General features: G+C 44.8%; 9 protein-coding genes. 5 read left to right on the top strand and 4 right to left on the bottom strand.

Annotated features, from left to right (window positions below; all coding sequences use genetic code 11):
• Positions 1-54: 54 nt before the first annotated feature.
• A complete protein-coding gene (locus tag DB520_RS09290) occupies positions 55-1,254 on the bottom strand; it encodes a DEAD/DEAH box helicase (RefSeq protein WP_114749453.1) in 1,200 nt (399 codons plus the stop codon).
• 168 nt (positions 1,255-1,422) lie between these two features.
• Between DB520_RS09290 and DB520_RS09285 the strand changes: the two genes are divergently transcribed.
• A complete protein-coding gene (locus tag DB520_RS09285; RefSeq protein WP_157971995.1) occupies positions 1,423-1,977 on the top strand; it encodes a manganese efflux pump MntP in 555 nt (184 codons plus the stop codon).
• Between the two features lie 93 nt (positions 1,978-2,070).
• On the opposite strand, the gene DB520_RS09280 is transcribed toward DB520_RS09285, so the two are convergent.
• The 3 genes from DB520_RS09280 to DB520_RS09270 form a co-directional block, all read right to left on the bottom strand.
• Positions 2,071-3,591: a GH3 family domain-containing protein gene (locus DB520_RS09280; RefSeq protein ID WP_114749451.1), complete on the bottom strand. Its 1,521-nt coding sequence runs from the start codon at positions 3,589-3,591 to the stop codon at positions 2,071-2,073.
• 137 nt (positions 3,592-3,728) lie between these two features.
• Positions 3,729-4,502, bottom strand: a complete 774-nt coding sequence (locus tag DB520_RS09275) for a LytR/AlgR family response regulator transcription factor (protein ID WP_114749450.1) — start codon at positions 4,500-4,502, stop codon at positions 3,729-3,731.
• Positions 4,499-6,541, bottom strand: coding sequence for a tetratricopeptide repeat-containing sensor histidine kinase (locus tag DB520_RS09270; protein WP_114749449.1), 2,043 nt, complete (start codon positions 6,539-6,541; stop codon positions 4,499-4,501). The genes DB520_RS09275 and DB520_RS09270 overlap by 4 nt, the downstream gene beginning before the upstream one ends.
• A gap of 728 nt (positions 6,542-7,269) precedes the next feature.
• Between DB520_RS09270 and DB520_RS09265 the strand changes: the two genes are divergently transcribed.
• The 4 genes from DB520_RS09265 (at position 7,270) to DB520_RS09250 (ending at position 17,438) form a co-directional block, all read left to right on the top strand.
• On the top strand, positions 7,270-10,410 hold the full coding sequence (locus DB520_RS09265) for a SusC/RagA family TonB-linked outer membrane protein (protein WP_232834903.1): 3,141 nt from the start codon (positions 7,270-7,272) through the stop codon (positions 10,408-10,410).
• Between the two features lie 21 nt (positions 10,411-10,431).
• The gene (locus DB520_RS09260) at positions 10,432-11,913 is read left to right on the top strand and encodes a RagB/SusD family nutrient uptake outer membrane protein (RefSeq protein ID WP_114749448.1); all 1,482 of its coding nucleotides are present in this window, start codon (positions 10,432-10,434) and stop codon (positions 11,911-11,913) included.
• A gap of 389 nt (positions 11,914-12,302) precedes the next feature.
• Positions 12,303-15,629, top strand: coding sequence for a SusC/RagA family TonB-linked outer membrane protein (locus DB520_RS09255; RefSeq protein WP_114749447.1), 3,327 nt, complete (start codon positions 12,303-12,305; stop codon positions 15,627-15,629).
• Between the two features lie 18 nt (positions 15,630-15,647).
• Positions 15,648-17,438, top strand: coding sequence for a RagB/SusD family nutrient uptake outer membrane protein (locus DB520_RS09250; RefSeq protein ID WP_114749446.1), 1,791 nt, complete (start codon positions 15,648-15,650; stop codon positions 17,436-17,438).
• Positions 17,439-17,866: the final 428 nt, after the last annotated feature.

Here is a 17,866-nt window from a genome sequence, read left to right as displayed (position 1 = left end):
TTCAGCTACTTTTGACACCTTCTAAAGGTAAGATCAAAAAGGACCCTAGGAGAGCTACCTATACCTCTTATTTCGTGTGGGCTGCTTCTTTTTCTCCCTAGATGGGCTCTCCTCGGATTTTTGGGCCTCAAAAGGGTAGGGGTGTTCGTGAACTACCTCTATGCGAAGGCCAATCAATTTTTCAATGTCCTTGAGTAGCTTATGTTGCTCACCATCGCAGAAGGAAATTGCTTTTCCGGATAGTCCTGCTCTACCTGTTCTTCCTATTCTGTGTACGTAGGTTTCAGGGATTTCAGGAAGATCGAAGTTGATTACCATTTCTAACTCATCGATGTCAATCCCCCTGGCGGCAATATCGGTTGCCACCAATACTTTGATTTTTCCGTCTTTAAAATCCTTTAGTGCATTTTGACGAGCGTTTTGGCTTTTGTTTCCGTGGATGGCCTTTGCCTTATGGCCTTTTTTGTCCAAAATTCTTACCACCCGATCTGCGCCGTGTTTGGTGCGGCTAAAAACCAGTGCTTGCCCTATGTCCTCTTCATCCAACAAATGGTCCAGTAGTTTCACCTTGTCCGATTTGTTGGTATAATAAAGGTATTGGCTTATTTTTTCCACAGTGGAAGAAGGTGGTGTTACCGCTACAATAGAGGGTTGATGCAGCAGTGTTTTGGCCAACTGTTGTATTTCTGGAGGCATGGTGGCCGAAAAGAGCAGTGTCTGCTTTTTTGTTGGCAATTTTCCAATGATTTTTTTCACATCGTGAATAAAACCCATATCCAGCATACGGTCGGCCTCGTCCAACACAAAAATCTCAATATGGTCTAATTTCACAAAGCCTTGTTGCATAAGATCCAGAAGCCTTCCCGGTGTCGCCACCAAGATATCCATTCCACTTTTTAGGGCCTTGGTTTGGTTGAGTTGTGAGACTCCTCCAAAAATCACCGTATGCTTTATGGAAAGGTAATTACCATAGGCAGATAAGCTTTCTCCGATTTGAATGGCCAATTCCCGGGTAGGCGTGAGGATCAAGGTTCTGATACCTCTTTTCTTTGGTTGTACCTGATCCAGCAATTGAAGGATTGGAAGAGAAAAAGCCGCTGTTTTACCCGTTCCTGTTTGGGCACAAGCCAAGAGATCCTTCTGTTTCAAGACCACTGGGATGGCTTCTACCTGAATGGGAGTTGGGGTTTCGTACCCCTCTTCCTTTAGGGCCTTAAGTAATGGAGAGATAAGTGGGAGTTGTTCAAAGGACATATTACAAAGCGGGTGTGAAAAACAAAGATATTCTCTTAGAAGGAAGCTAGGGGATCCCTCAAAGTTTTTTGAAAGGCCAAAGGTAGCCTTTTTTGATCAGGAATACTGGGGAAAGGCTTATTTATATTATCATTGCAGGAATATTGGGAAAGTAACTTTACCTTTTTTATGGATTTGCCAACCTTGATTTTGATTGCTTTGGGTATTTGTGCAGACTCCTTTGTGGTCTCTTTGACACTTGGGTTGGCAGTGCCACGGATGTCCAGGTGGAAAATACTCCGAATATCAGGGGTAATGGCCATTTTCCAAGGTGGTATGCCGGTGATAGGTTGGCAAATGGGCCTGCAGGCAAAGCTTTGGGTGAGGGGCTACGACCATTGGGTGGCTTTGGTGCTATTGAGTATAATTGGAGCAAAAATGATCCTAGATGGATTCAGGAAAGATAGTAAAAAGCCCGAAATCCGCCCCACAAACTCTTGGCTGGTATTCGCCCTTGCCTTTGCTACCAGTATTGATGGGTTGATTGTGGGAGTGAGCCTTGCATTTTGGCCAGTAAATATATGGTCTATGGCTGCCTTGATTTTTGCCTTCACCCTTGTTGTTGTTTATTTGGGGCTTTATTTTGGAAAGAAGATGGGCAAGGTTTTCGGCAAAAGACTTGAAATTGCCGCCGGAGTCGGTTTAATTATAATTGGGCTAAAACTTTTCTATCTTGGTATTTAATGGTTAATTGTATAATGGAATAATTGTTAATGACTTAAGGGGATAATAGGGTTGGGGGATATAAGGCATTACCCGCAATTAACAACTAAATAATTATCCATTTTGCAGAAACTCTTCCCATTCCCTGAAAGCTTCTTCTTTCATCACCCTTGGAAATTTCACCTGGCCCCCTTTTTTCTTTTGTTTTTCATTGTAGGCGTAGAACTTTTCGGAATCCACGATTTTAAGTTCCACCCTTTTTAGGGATTTGCTTCTGGCCACTTTGTAGTTTTTGTTGTGTTCTTGTAGGTATTGGTCTAGGAATTTCCCCACCTTCTTGTCGGGTGCTTCCCCATCTCCCTTTCCAAGGTACCATCTATGGATATATTCCCCATCTTCCTGAACGGCGGCTACGGTAAATTCCGGTACCGTCAGGTTGAATTCTTCCTGTAGGGCAGAGATACCATTATCCATTTGGTGCACACTTAACTGGCTTCCTACCACATTCAGGAAAAACTTGGTCCTACCTGTGATTTTGATCTCCGCCCTTTTAACATCCGTAAAGGCAACTGTATCTCCTATCATGTATCTCCAGGCACCAGAAACAGTGCTTATTACCAATATGTAATCCACTCCTTCCTCTACTTGGTCCACCGTAAGTGCTTTGGCATCTGGGTGAACCCCGCCTTCTTCAGTCATGTTTTCTGGTTTGAAGGGCACAAACTCAAAGAATATCCCATTGTCCAACACCAATTGCATGGCATCGGTATCCGGTCTGCTTTGGAAGGCCAAGAAACCCTCGGAGGCCAAATAGGTATCTATGTAAATGAGTGGGTGGGCCAGGTTTTTCTCGAAGCTTTTGCGATGGGGCTCAAAGGCCACTCCTCCGGGTGTATAAACCTTGAGGTTAGGCCAAATATCGTGAATATTGTTTACGCCATTATAGGAGATCACTTTTTTCATCATAAGCTCGATCCAGGAAGGGATACCCGAGATACTGCCAATGTCCCAATTTTTGGCCTCTTTGGCGATCTTAAATACCCGTTCGTCCCAGTCCGGAATGGAAGATATTTCCGGCCCCGGCTTGTAAAAGGTTTCGAACCAAAAAGGGATTTGGCTGGCACTGATCCCGCTGATTTCTCCCTCCAGGAAACCGTCCTTATCTTCCAACCCAGTTGAGCTGCCCAACATCATAATTTCCTTTTCGAAAAAATCCTCAGGGAGATCGTATTTTGACAATGTGGTGATTTGTTGCACCCCCGTTTTACGGATGGAGTCGAGCATTTCATCTGTCACCGGGATGTACTTACTTGCGCTGGTGGTGCCACTGCTTACTGCAAAGTAGGTATTGATCCCTGGCCATGTGATGTCCTTGTAGCCTTTCCTAATCTGGCACCACCAATTCCTGTAGATTTCATCATAATCATGATAAGGTACCTTTTCCTGGAATTGTTTAATGAAATTGTCACTTTCCAATTGAAGCTCAAAACCATGGTATTTGCCAAAAGCGGTGTTTTTGGCTTTTTCCAAAAGCTCCTTCAATACTTCCGTTTGCTTTTTGATTGGGGCATCTTCATTGTTGAACTTTTCGCCAAGTTCAATCGCTTTTTTAATTATTTTTCCTATTACAGCCATGTCAGGATTGGTTCTTGGAATAAAAATTTAAAAAGAACCTTTACAATTATCAGACCAACAATAAAGTCTAGATATAAAGAAACCATAATTTTTTTGATGCCATAACTTTGGGTTTATTTCAATATTTGTGACAGGCACTAGGTATCGTTTCTCTTGCTGATGGCATCAAAGAAGCTGGTGATCAAATCCTTTTTTTGTTGGCTTACAGGAAGTTTGTGCCCACTCTGCATCAGGACAAAGCCCCCGTCTTTGCGTTGGTATTTTTTTAAATACTTGGAGTTTACAAGGTAGGATTGGTGTATCCTCAGGAAGCCAAAACTCTGAAGGGTTTTTTCAGCTTCCTTGAGAGTTTTGCTGATCAGGAGTTTTTGCTTGTTTTTAAAATAGAAATAGGTATAGTTGTTTTCACTTTTGCAAAATATTATTTCATTTACAGCAATGAACTCATAGCCATCCAAAACGGGAACTGCAATCTTGCTTCTCAACATGCCTTCTTTTTTTAAGTACTTTAAGAGGCTGTCTATCTCCGGGTTTTCTTTTTTTTGTTTCTCCTTTCCGAATTTCTTCTCCCAACTTTCCAAAATCTCCTCCAACTCTGAAACATCCACAGGTTTGAGCAAATAGTTGAAGGCCTGATATCGGAAGGCCTGCATGGCGTATCGGCTGTATGCAGTAGTGAAGATTACGTCGAAGGGCAGAGGTTGAAGTTGTTCCAGTAGTTCGAAACCGTTGAGGCCCGGCATTTCAACGTCCAGAAACAGAAGATCGATTTCCTTTTCCAGTATCCCGTCCAAGGCGGCCTCCGGTTTGGTGGTTTTATATACGATTTCAATTTTCCGGCCTAAACTAAGCAAATCCAAAGCGAGACTCTCCACGCAATGTGCCTCATCATCTACAATAGCAACTTTCATGTCAACACTAAATCTTCCTCTGGTTGTTGGCGCACGTTTTTCCCTAGCTGGATGACAACCTGTGTGCCTAGGGCTATGCCTGCCTTGTCTTTTAAATCTACGAAGCCAAAACTAATCTTTTTAATTTTATCCTTGTTAAAAAGTGCTATTCTTTCTCGGGTGATTTTCGTTCCCATGCTTTTGTGTAGTGTATTTCCACCTATATTTGAACGCCCAACACCATTATCGGTCAGTACAATGCGGATATCTTCCCCTTCCTTAGCTACGGACAATTGAAGTTTTTTTTCTGCCCTTGCACTGGGAAGAAGTCCATGCCATATTGCATTTTCAACAAAAGGCTGTAGGAGCATAGGTGGGACCTCTATTCCTTCGAGGTCATCCTCTGTAATGCCTTCCATGGAGAGCTCAAAAAGAAGCTCCTGATCGAATCTGTTCCTCTCCAACCTTACATATCTGTCTATCAAATCCAGTTCACCTTTTAGGGAAATGGTGGTTTTCTTTCCAGATTCCAGGATTTCCCGAACAAACCTGCTGAAAGTGGTTAAATACCGTATAGCCTCTTTGTAGGTGCCCGTTTGAATCAGATACTTCACCGAATTCAGACAATTAAAAAGAAAATGGGGGTTCATTTGCATTCTGGAGGCTAAAATTTGGGCCTGAAGTAAGTTGTTTTCATATACCGTTTTCAGCCTTTTTTGCTCTTGCTCCTGAAGCAAAATCATCGTGTTCTTTTTGATATTCAGGTTTTTGATAAACTGGATCACCAAAAGCGCAGCACCCACCACGCTGATAATTAGAAAAACAAGGATAGCTCTTTGCCTTCTTAACTTTTCCTTTTCGGTGTTCAAAGCAGCTTCCTGTAGCACCTGATCCTTTTTTAGCAATGCTATCTCTGATTCTTTTTTCTGAAAATCATACTCCATTTTCATGGCCGAAATTTCAGTTTCTTGCCGGCTCATATTGATACTGTCCCTGAATGTTTGGGCAGTTTTGTATCGGGTTAGAGCCATTTCATAATCTGCTTCCATTTCCGCTATTTCCGCCAAAACCATGGAATTGTCCACAATAAGTTGTTTGTTTTCAAGCCCCTCTGCCATGGACAAGGCTCTTAGGAACAAGGATTTGGCTTCTTGGATATTATTTTGAAGCCTGGCTATTTCCCCTAGGTTATTTAACATCTGGCACTCTTTTGTTTGGTTGTCCAGTGCCCTGAATAAAAGGAGCGCATCTTCGTAATACCGCTTGGCAAGGGCAAGGTCTTTTCCTTCTGCTAATTGGTTGTGACCGAAATATTCATAGGTCATCGCAATGCCGAAGTCATCCTCCCGGCCCTGGTTAATTTTCAACAATGTGTCCAGGTAGTTCCTAGCTGAATCATATTCCGAAATTTGGGTGAAATAGTCCGCAATAGATAAATAATTGATGGCCATACCCAAGGTGTTCTCTCTTTTTTCCTCCGCGGAAAGGGCAATAGTAAAAAATTGCTTGGCCTCCTCCTCTCTGCCTTTTAGTTGGCTAAGGGCATTTCCTAGTCCGTTGCTGGCAATGGCAATGTTTCTCAAATCCTCTTCCTGCTCTGCGATCCTTAAGGCCTTGAGATAATAGTGAGCGGCCTGGTCCAATGCCTGATGGTATCGGGAAGCCACCCCGGCATTGTTGGCAAACCTCATGGGGTAATACGGATCCACATCCTTATTTTCCACAAGTTCAAATGCCCTGATATGCAGGGGCACCGCCTTAGCAAATAATTCATGAAAACGGTACAATAGTCCCAAATTATCCATGGCCTTTGCCATTAGGAGGGTATCCCCTAAGTCCTCTGCTTTTTCTACCGCAAACTGCGCATACCCATACTCCTTTTCCTCGTCATGTTCTGTGGAATGGATTTCCCTGGAAAGCATAATCGCAGCATCAATCTGTTGACTATGGTTGGTGGAAGTATCTAAAAGAAAAATCAAACTGTCTATTTTTGCAGATTGCGATTGACTTTGAAGTGGGATTGCAAAACCAAGAATTAACACAAAAATTACCCTACCCATTTATAGATTAAGTTTACAACCATTAAAATTAAGAAATTAATCCAAAATAGACCAATATGTGGAAGCTCTTCACTTAGGTTTAGGATAGGTGGTTGGATTAAAACCTGGAGCTGAAAAATTATTTTTATGTTTGTTTTCCTTTCTTTTCGTAAAGGAATGGGAGGTCAATTATCTGCTTTTCGATCATGAGTAAACTGCAGGTTTGATGTAGTTTTCGTAGGTACCATCAGCCATAAAGCTAATCTACACCATCCTTGAAATCTTGGGTAAAATGATGTTTTTGCAAATGATTATTTTTTTAGGCCAATCGGATGATTATAATAATAAAATTGTAAATCCCAAAATTATTATAAAGAGAAAGTGCCTTTTAAAAACAAAAAATAACGCCTGTCAAATTGCCCTTTTTTTTAAAAAATCTTTTTTGAAATTCAACCAAAAGTAATAATATTACAAGTAATTTATATACTGGCAATGATTATTCTATCCATTGGACCTATTGCAATGAACCTGATTGGCAATCTGGTTTTTTGTTTGTTTCTTTAATCAAACCTATTGTTTACCCATTTATTTCAACAGTATATTATTTAATCCGCTTAACGGAAACAGCAGTTAATTTCCCCTACAGTTTGTGGATTGACTCTCCACCTATTCTATTAAGTCGACCATTTTTCTGTTTTGGGATTGCTGCTGCTGTTCTTACTAATTTATTCAACTAAACCCAATTTCAAATGAAAAACAAATTACTGATTTCCTTCATGAGGAAAGCAAGGCCATGGTGCATGACCATTGGCATGCTTTTGCTTCTGGGCTTTCCAACATCGTCGTTGTATGCCCATGCGTCCATTACGGTCGAAGAACTTTTGCTGGATAGAGATGTTCGGGGTAAAGTCACGGACCAAAATGGAGAACCCATGCCCGGGGTGAGTGTATTGGTGCAAGGATCCACTACCGGAACGGTCACCGACTTGGATGGAAACTATACCATCACGGTTCCGGATGCTACCACCTTGGTGTTTTCTTTTATCGGTTTTGAAAGTCAAACGGTTCCCATAACTGACCAAGCCGAAGTTAACATTACCATGAGCGAGGATGCCACTGCCCTGGATGAGGTGGTAGTGGTAGGTTACGGAACAGTGAGAAAATCGGATCTTACCGGATCTGTTGGATCTGTGAAAGGGGACAAGTTGATAGACCGGTCTCAACCCAATGCGGTGAAAGCTCTGCAAGGGAGGATAGCAGGGGTGGAGGTATTGAACAACCAAAACTCCCCTGGTGCCAGTGCAAGGATCCGTATTAGGGGAATCAACTCCATCAATTCCGGGGTGAACCCCCTTTTTGTGATTGATGGTATCATTGGAGCGGATCTTAACATGATCAACCCCGCGGATATAGAATCAGTAGAGGTGCTCAAGGATGCATCTTCCGCTGCCATATATGGTGCCAGGGGCGCCAACGGGGTGATAATGGTCACTACCAAGCGGGGGCAAAAGAATCAAAACTTGATCCAATATGATAATTTTGTGTCTGTTTCCCATAGGGCTACTAGTGTACCTGTGCTTAATTCCTCGGAATTTATGGAGATTTACAACCGAGCCTTCGACAATGCCCAGAAATACGACCCTTCTGGATATGCGCAAGGCAGGTTTCAGAGGGCCAACCCCATGGATTTTCCCGATCTATTTGATGCAAACGGGAACCCAAGGTATGATACCAACTGGGAAGACGAGATTTACAATGCCGCCTGGGCGCAAAACCACAATTTGTCCTTTAGAGGGGGAAGTCAAACCACTTCCTACAACGTGTCCTTGGGGTACACCAATGAGGATGGTATCATGATGAATTCCGGGTTTGAGCGCTTCACCGGCAAAATAGCGTTGGATTCCGAAATTAAGCCTTGGCTCACCGTGGGAGGTAGTATTTTGGGCACCCGGAGTTCCAGGCGAATTGTGGACGATGCCAATGGGGCATTGAACGTGGCCCGGATGACTGCGGAGGCCTTGCCCCTTATCCCGATCAGGTACCCTGACGGAAGATGGGGGTCGAATGCTGACTGGCCAGGCACCGAAGGTGGGGAAAACCCAGTTAAAATCGCCAATAACAGGTACACAGATGTAAACTTGAACCAGTTGTATGGGGATTTGTATATGAACTTTAAGATTACCAATGAGCTGGAGTTTAAAGCTACTTTCAGTACTATCTTCGATAGTCAAAAGAACAACTTCTACTCCTCTAGGGACTTGAGGTTACTTTCTGCCGACCAGGGAGGCATAGCCACAGTCTCCACCAATCAACGGTTATATTGGCAAACGGAAAATTTTCTTACTTGGACCAAGGCCATAGGGGACCGGCACAGGATCAATGCCATGGCAGGGTTTAGCTTTTTGGAGGACAGTTTTGAGAACCTCAGTGTAAGGAGTGAGGGTTTTATTGATGACTTTTTCCAATGGAGAAATATTCGGGCGGGAAACATCATTCCCATATCCGGGATCAACGGAAATGTGGGTGCATACGCGTTGAATTCCTACTTCACCAGGTGGAATTATAGCTTGGACGACAAGTATCTTTTCACGGTGACAGGCAGGTATGACGGATCCTCCAGGTTTGGAACCAATACAAAATATGCGTTTTTCCCCTCTGTGGGCGTGGCATGGAGAGCCAGCGAAGAGGGCTTTATGCAGGGAGTGGATGCTGTCAGTAATTTGAAGCTGAGGGCCAGTGCTGGCTCCACCGGTAACCAGGAAATAGGTAATTTTAACTCCCTACAGTTTTTAGGGACCTTTAACGTGCTCAAGGCGGCAGGAAATGAGATTGGTATCTCCCAAACCAGTTTCGGAAACCCCGATTTGCAGTGGGAATCTACCGATCAACTGGATTTTGGGATTGAGTTTGGACTCTTTAACAGTCGTTTAATGGTGGAGACCGATTTATATTATAAGCGCACCAAAAACCTGCTGTTGAATGCCCCACTACCTTGGTCCACCGGCTTTGGTTCCGTAACCCAAAATATTGGTTCTGTGGAAAACAAGGGTATAGAGGTGACTTTGAGCTCCGTAAACGTAGAGAAGGGCAACTTTATGTGGACCACTGATTTGAACTGGTCCACCAACCGAAACACCATTCTTGAGTTGGGAGCAAATGATGCGGACATTTTTCCTGGTCCATGGTTTCTTGGCCAGACCAATATTCTTAGAGTGGGAGAACCCATTGGTTCTATATGGGGCAGGGTGCGACTAGGCACCTGGAACCAGGATCAGGCTGATGAAGCTGCACAATTTGGGCTACTTCCCGGGGATATTAGGTGGCAAGATTTGGACAACAACGGAGTGATCAATGCTCAGGATTCCAAAATTATAGGCAGGATGTATCCAAAATGGGTGGGTAACATCACTAATACATTCCAGTACAAGAACTTTGACTTGTCCTTTGAGTTCAGGGTGGTGTACGGGCAGGATGTCATTAATGCCACAAAGCACTCTGTGGAAGACCGACAAACCCTTGCCAATAGTTATGCCACTGTATTGGATGCCTGGAGGCCTGACAACCAGGATGCCATGGTGGCAGAAGTGAGGGCGTGGGGAACTCCCTACCTTACCAATATGGATACCCATTGGGTGGAAGATGGTTCCTTTGTGAGGCTGCAAAATCTTATGTTTGGCTACACCTTTCCCCCAGAATTGCTCAGCAGGTTTAAGATTAATACGGCAAGGGTGTTTTTAAGCGGGCAAAACCTGTTGCTCTTCACTCCTTATACAGGGTATGATCCTGAGGTGAACACCTTTGAAGGTGCCGGGCAGTTGCCCCAGGGATTGGATTTCTTCCCTTTTGCCAGACCCAGAACTTTCAGTGCGGGCCTTAATATTTCATTCTAACTTCAAATCTAGAAATTAACCATGCAAAGGATATTCTATTATTTCGGATTAATATTGCTCGGCTTTGGGGTAATGTCCTGTGACGGCTTCCTTGAAGAAAACCCGGGCACGCTGACCACCCAGGCAGATCTGTCTAGTCCAGAAGCAGCCCGGGCATTTGTGACCGGCATTTATGCCAACGTCAATGTTGTGGTGCAAGGCTCAGGAGGATGGGGAGGAAATACCCTTTCTCTTCTTGAATTCATGTCAGGTAAGGCCGATGGGGTGCCCCAAACGGAAGGGTTTAGGTTCAACCAGCTTACCTACGACAGTCAGTCATTCTTTATAGATACTTACTGGACGGGACTTTACCAAGGGGTACTTAGGTGCAATGTAGCCTTGGAGCAAGTCCCACAATTTACTATATTATCAGAGGCCGAAATCACTAATTACTTGGCGGAGATAAGGACGATGCGGGCGTTTTACTATTTCTACCTGGTACGTATGTATGGGGATGTCCCTAAAATCAGTGAACCGGTAAGGCAGTTGGCAGATGTGAATATGTCTCGCTCACCATTGAAGGAGATATATGATGAGATCATCATTCCGGACTTATTGGCAGCGGAATCCTCAACCCTGCCATGGAGAAGGCCCAATGGGGAGGTTTCCATGGGCTTTGTAAAATCCCTCCTTGCCGATGTGTACCTGACCTATGCGGGATATCCAGTAAATGAGGGTCAATCTGCCTATGTAGAATCAGCGAGACGTTCGCTAGATGTCCTCAATGTGAGAGGGGCTCAATTTGAATTGTTTCCCGAATACACTGATATGATTGATCCTGGAAACAAAAACTCCGGGGAGTTTATCTTTCAGGTGCAGTTTGACAAAATCAATCGCACCAACCCCCTGACGCCAGTGGCCTTGCCCACTTTTGCAGGGATTTCGGCCTACTCCAATGAATTCGGCGGTCTTGTGCCTAGGGTGGAGTTTGTGAACAGCTTTCATCCAGACGACAAGCGTTTGAGGGAGAAACAATTTTTTATCACCGAATACAATGGGCAGCAGCTCGGGGGAAGGTATATCTATAAGTGGTGGGACCAAGTGGCCATTGATCAGGACGCTCGCTCAGAATTGAACTTCACCATCTACAGACTGCCCGATGTGATGCTAATGTATGCAGAGGCTTCAAATAGGGCAGAGGGAGGAGCCAATTCACTGGCTCTTCAGAGTGTCAATGATATAAGAGCGCGTGCGGAAATGCCTCCGGTTTCCGGGCTAGGAGTGGACGAGTTTGAGCAAGAGGTTTGGAATCAACGTTACTTCGAGCTTTGCTTTGAAGGGAAAATTTGGTTTGATATGCTTCGAACTCGCAAGGTAAGAAATGACTTCACGCTGGAATACGATGACTTCATTGGACATACCAATGTGTTCAATGCAACCTTCCAGGAGAGAAACCTTAAGTTCCCTATTCCTCTCAGGGAAATAGATGTAAATTCAGAACTGGTGCAAAACCCTGGTTTTTAAGGAGCAATTGACTCAAAATTAGTACATTCTATAAATCCTCACCACGGCTGCCGTGGTGAGGATTCTTTTTGAAAAAAAAATTTTAAGGTTTTATTTTGAATATATTTATTTTGTCCTATATTTCAGGCAGCAAAATTATTGTGGGTAATAGGGGTAAATGCCATTATTATATTTTTATGAAATCGCTTTCATGCTAACCGTTTTAAGGTGTGAATTTTTAAGGCACAAAACGATTATTACACACTTTATAAGCTTTCATTCAAAATCGCCTTATTAATTACAAGTTGCCTATGGTTAAACCCAAAATGTAAAACAAACCGGTATACCCGGTTCCAAGGTGTGGAGCACCTTAATCAAAAATTCATTCAATTAATCTATTAGAACCCTGTATGAAAACATCTTTACGTTGCCATGGCATCGCGAGGAAAATCTCGTGGTACCTTATGGCCAGCATGTACTTCCTCTGCCTGGAGGTATCTGCCTTGCAAAAGGTTGGTCTGGACGACCAGCTGGAAAATTTGCACACAAAACATCAGCTCAGTGCATATAAAACAGTCACTGAACGCCTTCCCCCTCAAAGATTTGATATTACTATTTCAGGAATGGTCAGTGACCAAAACGGTGAACCCATACCAGGTGCCACTGTTTCGGTGCCAGGCACCACCATTGGAACAGCAACGGATATGGATGGCAAATATTCCATCACTGTTCCTGAGGGGGTGAATCTGGTTTTTTCCTTTATCGGTTTTGAAAGTCAGACAATCACGACGGGAAGTCAAAGTACTGTTAACATTATTCTGATTGAAAGCACTGCGGCCTTAGACGAGGTAGTGGTAGTGGGTTACGGAACACAGCAGAAAGTCAACTTGACTGGGGCCGTTGGGGTGGCTACCTCCGAGCGTCTTCAGAACAGGCCAATCGCCAATGTGGCGGAAGGTCTTCAAGGCGTGATCCCCAACCTGAATATTGCCCCCAGAAACGGCGATCCTTCCCAAAGTCCTGCCTTCAATGTAAGGGGCTTCCAATCCATCAATGGTGGTTCTCCACTAGTGCTAGTGGACAATGTGCCCATGGACCTAAACAGGATCAACCCCAATGATATTGAAAGTGTTTCGGTGTTGAAGGATGCTGCTGCGGCGGCAGTATATGGTGCCAGGGCAGCATTTGGGGTGATTTTGGTGACCACCAAAAGTGGTAAAGCTGGCAAGGTTTCGGTTTCTTTGAACAGCCAGTTTTCCTTGGCCAAGCCCATTTTTAACATGGACCCGGTCAATGATCCCCATGAATTTGTGAAAGCCAGGAACATTGCCAATATCCGAACAAACGGTGTACCCACTTTTGATGATGACATGGTGGAAGGGACAAGGAGATGGTCTGAAAACCCCACCAAGGAAAATGCCTGGGGAGTGGTGGATGGGGTGTTGAGGTTTTACGGCTTCAACAATTACCAAAACGACATCATGACCACCTTTGCACCTACCCAGCAACATGACGTCACTATTTCAGGAGGATCTGAAAATGCAAATTACTTCGTTTCATTCGGCCATTTGAACAAGGATGGGTATCTCAATTCAGATCGAAACGAAAATTTCAAGCGGTATAACGTGCTGATGAAAGGGGAGTTTAAGGTAACCAAATGGTTGACCTTGGAGGAAAAATTGGTAATAAATACCCAGCGAAGTGATAAGCCCTATTTCTACAATTGGGACGTGAATATCAATACCATGGCCAGGGTAAACCCCATCCAGCCCATTCAGTTTCCTGATTTGCCGTATTATATTCAGCCGGGCGACCGTGACGTGTATGAAAGGTTTATTGGCATGTACTTCGGGGGTACCAATTTCTGGCCCTACCTAAAGGATGGAGGGAGGTCCACTTGGACGGCAAACGACATTTGGATGACCCAGGGCGCAATTCTTACTCCTGCAAAGGGATTAAAAATCCAAGGGAACTTCTCGTACAATTTTGTGAACAGGGTTGCACAGGACGTGGCCAGTAAGGTGGAAATCGTAAGCACCAACCTTAGGAATCCAGCTGATATGATCAGTAATGGTTTTAGCGGAAACGATTTTATCAACGAAAGGAATGATTTCAACCAATACTATGTCATCAACGCCTTTGCGGATTACCAGTTCAGCCTTCCAGAAAGGCACAACCTTTCTGCCATGGTAGGCTATAACCAAGAATGGGGACAGAATAAATTCGTTAGGGCACAAAACAATGCCTTGATTACGCCTCTGATCCAGGATTTGAATGCTACCATAGGTTTGCAGCAAACCTTTGGGGGAAGCAATCACAACGCACTTCGGGGAGCATTTTACCGCTTTAATTATATCTATGACGAGAGGTACTTGCTAGAAACCAATGCCAGATATGACGGGACCTCAAGGTTTCCTAAAGAAAGCCGCTTTGGTTTCTTCCCCTCAGTGTCTGTGGGATGGCGTATCTCCAATGAAGGGTTTATGACGGGGACCAGCTCATGGTTGGATGAATTGAAGGTTAGGGCTTCCTATGGAGAATTGGGTAATCAGTTGTTGGTGGATAACAATAATAACCCAGTATGGTACCCCTACATCCCAACCATGGGGATTGGTCAATCCAATTATATGATGAGCGGACCTACCAGAACACCCTTTGTGTCACCTGCTGGACTTGTAAGCCCTACCTTAACCTGGGAAACGGTGGTTTCCAGGAATTTGGGATTGGATTTTACTCTGATTGGAGGAAAGTTGGATGCCTCATTTGATGTCTTTACCCGGGATACTAGGGACATGCTGATGCGTTCTACTTACCCCACTATCCTCGGTACCCAGGCTCCTCAGGCCAACGCGGCCGATTTAAGAACTACTGGATGGGAGCTTGCAGTAACTTGGAAAGACAGGCTGAAAAGTGACCTGAGGTATGATGTCACTCTTGCCCTGTCCGATTGGATAGCTGAAATCACCAAATTCGACAACCCTAATGGTGCCATTCCGTCAGGGATAACTGCTTCTGGGGGCAATGCCCAATATTATGTGGGTCAAAAACTTGGCGAAATTTGGGGTTACGAGACCGTGGGTATTTTTCAAAATGCCGACGAAGTGGCCAATGCTGCCAATCAATCTGCCTTGGGTGCAAACTGGAGACCCGGCGACATCCAATATAGGGATTTGGATGGAGATGGCAGGATCACTCCTGGAAATAACACGCTCGCGAATCCCGGAGACAGGAGAGTCATAGGCAATGAGACGCCAAGGTTGAGTTTTGGGGTCAACAATAACATTGCCTGGAAAAACTTTACCTTAAATGCATTCTTCCAGGGAATTTGGAGAAGGGACCATTGGCCTACCTCAGGCAATTGGACCTGGTTTTTCCCGTTCAACGCTGGACATGTGGAATGGTATTTCATCAACGATTCTTGGTCAGAGGATAACAGGGATGCCTATTTTGCCCATCCCCATATCTCCACCAATGACAAAAAGAACATTCAGCCCCAGACGAGATTCCTCCAAAATGCAGGATATGTCCGCTTGAAAAACCTGATGTTGGGCTATGATCTTCCCTATAATTGGATGAATGCCGTCGGGTTTCAGAATGCCAATGTTTATTTTGCCGGCATGAACCTTTGGGAATATTCCCCCATCAGGAAACCACTGGATCCTGAGGCCATCTATGCGGGTGCCATTGAATATCCCATGCAGCGTATCTATACCTTGGGTGTAAGGATGACTTTCTAATCTTAATCAGTCGCAACAATGAAAAATCACATATATACGCTAAAGTGCCTGCTGATCGCTACGTTCATGCTAGGGGGTTGTAATGACCAGTTTCTGGAAAGGTTTCCTTTGGATCAGGTGAGTAACGACACCTTCTGGAATACGGCAAATGATTTGGCTACTTATAATAATTTTTATTACCATCTATTACAAGATGACGTGAATTTCCCCATTATGCTTGGTCATCATGGGGGATTTGACAGCCAAATAGCCAGTTACTTGCACTTGGATGGCTTTGCCGATAATCTGGCTCCAAACCACGAACGGCACAGGCCTTTTCAACAGGTAAGGGCCGGAAGACAGATCATTCCAACTTCCTCCAGCGGCATTGCAAACCAATGGTATGGCTTTAGGGGGTGGAACCTGGTAAGGGCAATAAACATAGGGCTTGAGAATTACCCCAAAGCTGCTATTCCAGAGGATATCCGCAACAGGTATGCTGGGGAGGCCAGAATGTTTAGGGGCTGGTTTTACCACCATATCGTGAAGATGTTTGGCGATGCACCTTGGGTGGAAAGGGAGTTGAACATTGACTCTGAGGAACTCTTTACTGCAAGGATGCCTAGGGAGCAAGTGATGGACAAGGTTCTTGCCGACCTTAACTTTGCTACCTCTCATCTGCCAAACGACTGGGGGGATGGTAATGAACCGGGGCGTTTTAACCGATGGGCCGCATTGCTGGTAAAGTCACGGGTATGTCTCTTTGAAGGCACCTGGAGAAAATACCATGGAGGTTCCAATCCGGAGATGTGGCTGAAAGAGGCCGCAGACGCGGCGAAGGATTTGATTGATAACGGTCCCTATGCCCTTTATTCTACCGGAAACCCAACCATGGATTACAATGCGTATCACAGGGCATTGGACGTGTCCGGAAACCCTGAAGTTATGGTTTGGAGAAGGTATCTGCTTGGTATCCGCACCAACCACGTGCAGGACTATTACAGCTACTCCGGAGGAGCTACTAGGAATTTTGTGGAGGACTACCTTTGTTCAGATGGTTTGCCCATCTCCCTATCCAATTTGTACCAAGGGGATGACAGTATTGAGGATGTGTTTGTTAATCGGGATCCGCGCATGAGGCAGACTATTCTGCACCCGGAGGATGCCGGGTTCTATATGTACCATAATGCCGATGGAAGGACTTACCCAAGGATTCAAGGGCAGCCTGGAGGTAGAACATCTTCTACAGGCTATCAGGTAATCAAGCATTACAATGCTAATGACATGATTGGTAAGGCCTTCGATACAGGGGAGTTTCCTGCGATTATTCTCAGGTTTGCAGAGGCTTTATTGAACTATGCCGAAGCAAAAGCGGAATTGGGTGAAATCACCCAAGGCGACTTGGATGTGAGCATCAACCTACTTAGGGACAGGGTAGGTATGCCCCACCTAGGCATCAACCCACCAATGGATCCGAGATATGCCAACGATGGTATCTCCCCCTTGCTGGTGGAAATCAGAAGGGAAAGAAGGATAGAGCTGTTTGGGGAGGGATTCCGATATGATGACCTTAGAAGGTGGAAGCAGGGCAAGAAACTTGAAAAGCCGGATATGGGAATTCAATGGAACGCCGCCGCAGAAACCCGGTTTGCAGGGGCTATTATCCATACCTCTGTAGATCCGGAAAACGGTAAAACTTATATCGATGTGTATAAGAACTCTGACTGGGCAAACCCTGTGTTTGATGAAAACAAGGACTATCTCTGGCCCATCCCACTCAATGATTTAGCCCAAAATCCTAACCTCGGGCAAAACCCAGGTTGGGATTGATTGAGAAAAGGTTTTAAAATACGATTTCCCCACTGCACATTGTTGCGGTGGGGATTTTTTTTAGGGGATGCACCCCACGAAAAGAATATCCCTCCCACTGGTTTTTTTGTTCAACCCGCTTCGGGGTTGGTGGAGAAGTTATGGCATACAATATCCACGGGCTTTGGCCCGCGGTTTTTGTTGTTTCAGCCCTTCAGGCTTTGGTTAACAAATAGATGTGCACAATATTTCCCAAACGCGATCCCTAGGCCTGAAGGGCCGACACAGCAATAACCGCGGGTGCAACACCGGGGTCATGGAGAAAACAGGATGGCATAAACCACCCAAGACGGCCATCCCCCCCCCACTGGGTTTTTGTTCAACCCGCTTCGGGGTTGGTGGAGAAGTTATGGCATACAATATCCACGGGCTTTGGCCCGCGGTTTTTG

The sequence above is a fragment of the Pleomorphovibrio marinus genome, assembly GCF_003347495.1.
GTDB classification, from domain to species: Bacteria; Bacteroidota; Bacteroidia; order Cytophagales; family Cyclobacteriaceae; genus Pleomorphovibrio; species Pleomorphovibrio marinus.
This window is presented reverse-complemented; position numbering and strand designations above follow the sequence as displayed.

Excerpts from the sequence above, each read along its gene's own strand:
- DB520_RS09290 (WP_114749453.1), bottom strand. The coding sequence starts at position 1,254 with ATGTCCTTTGAACAACTCCCACTTATCTCTCCATTACTTAAGGCCCTA.
- DB520_RS09285 (WP_157971995.1), top strand. The coding sequence starts at position 1,423 with ATGGATTTGCCAACCTTGATTTTGATTGCTTTGGGTATTTGTGCAGAC.
- DB520_RS09280 (WP_114749451.1), bottom strand. The coding sequence starts at position 3,591 with ATGGCTGTAATAGGAAAAATAATTAAAAAAGCGATTGAACTTGGCGAA.
- DB520_RS09275 (WP_114749450.1), bottom strand. The coding sequence starts at position 4,502 with ATGAAAGTTGCTATTGTAGATGATGAGGCACATTGCGTGGAGAGTCTC.
- DB520_RS09270 (WP_114749449.1), bottom strand. The coding sequence starts at position 6,541 with ATGGGTAGGGTAATTTTTGTGTTAATTCTTGGTTTTGCAATCCCACTT.
- DB520_RS09265 (WP_232834903.1), top strand. The coding sequence starts at position 7,270 with ATGAAAAACAAATTACTGATTTCCTTCATGAGGAAAGCAAGGCCATGG.
- DB520_RS09260 (WP_114749448.1), top strand. The coding sequence starts at position 10,432 with ATGCAAAGGATATTCTATTATTTCGGATTAATATTGCTCGGCTTTGGG.
- DB520_RS09255 (WP_114749447.1), top strand. The coding sequence starts at position 12,303 with ATGAAAACATCTTTACGTTGCCATGGCATCGCGAGGAAAATCTCGTGG.
- DB520_RS09250 (WP_114749446.1), top strand. The coding sequence starts at position 15,648 with ATGAAAAATCACATATATACGCTAAAGTGCCTGCTGATCGCTACGTTC.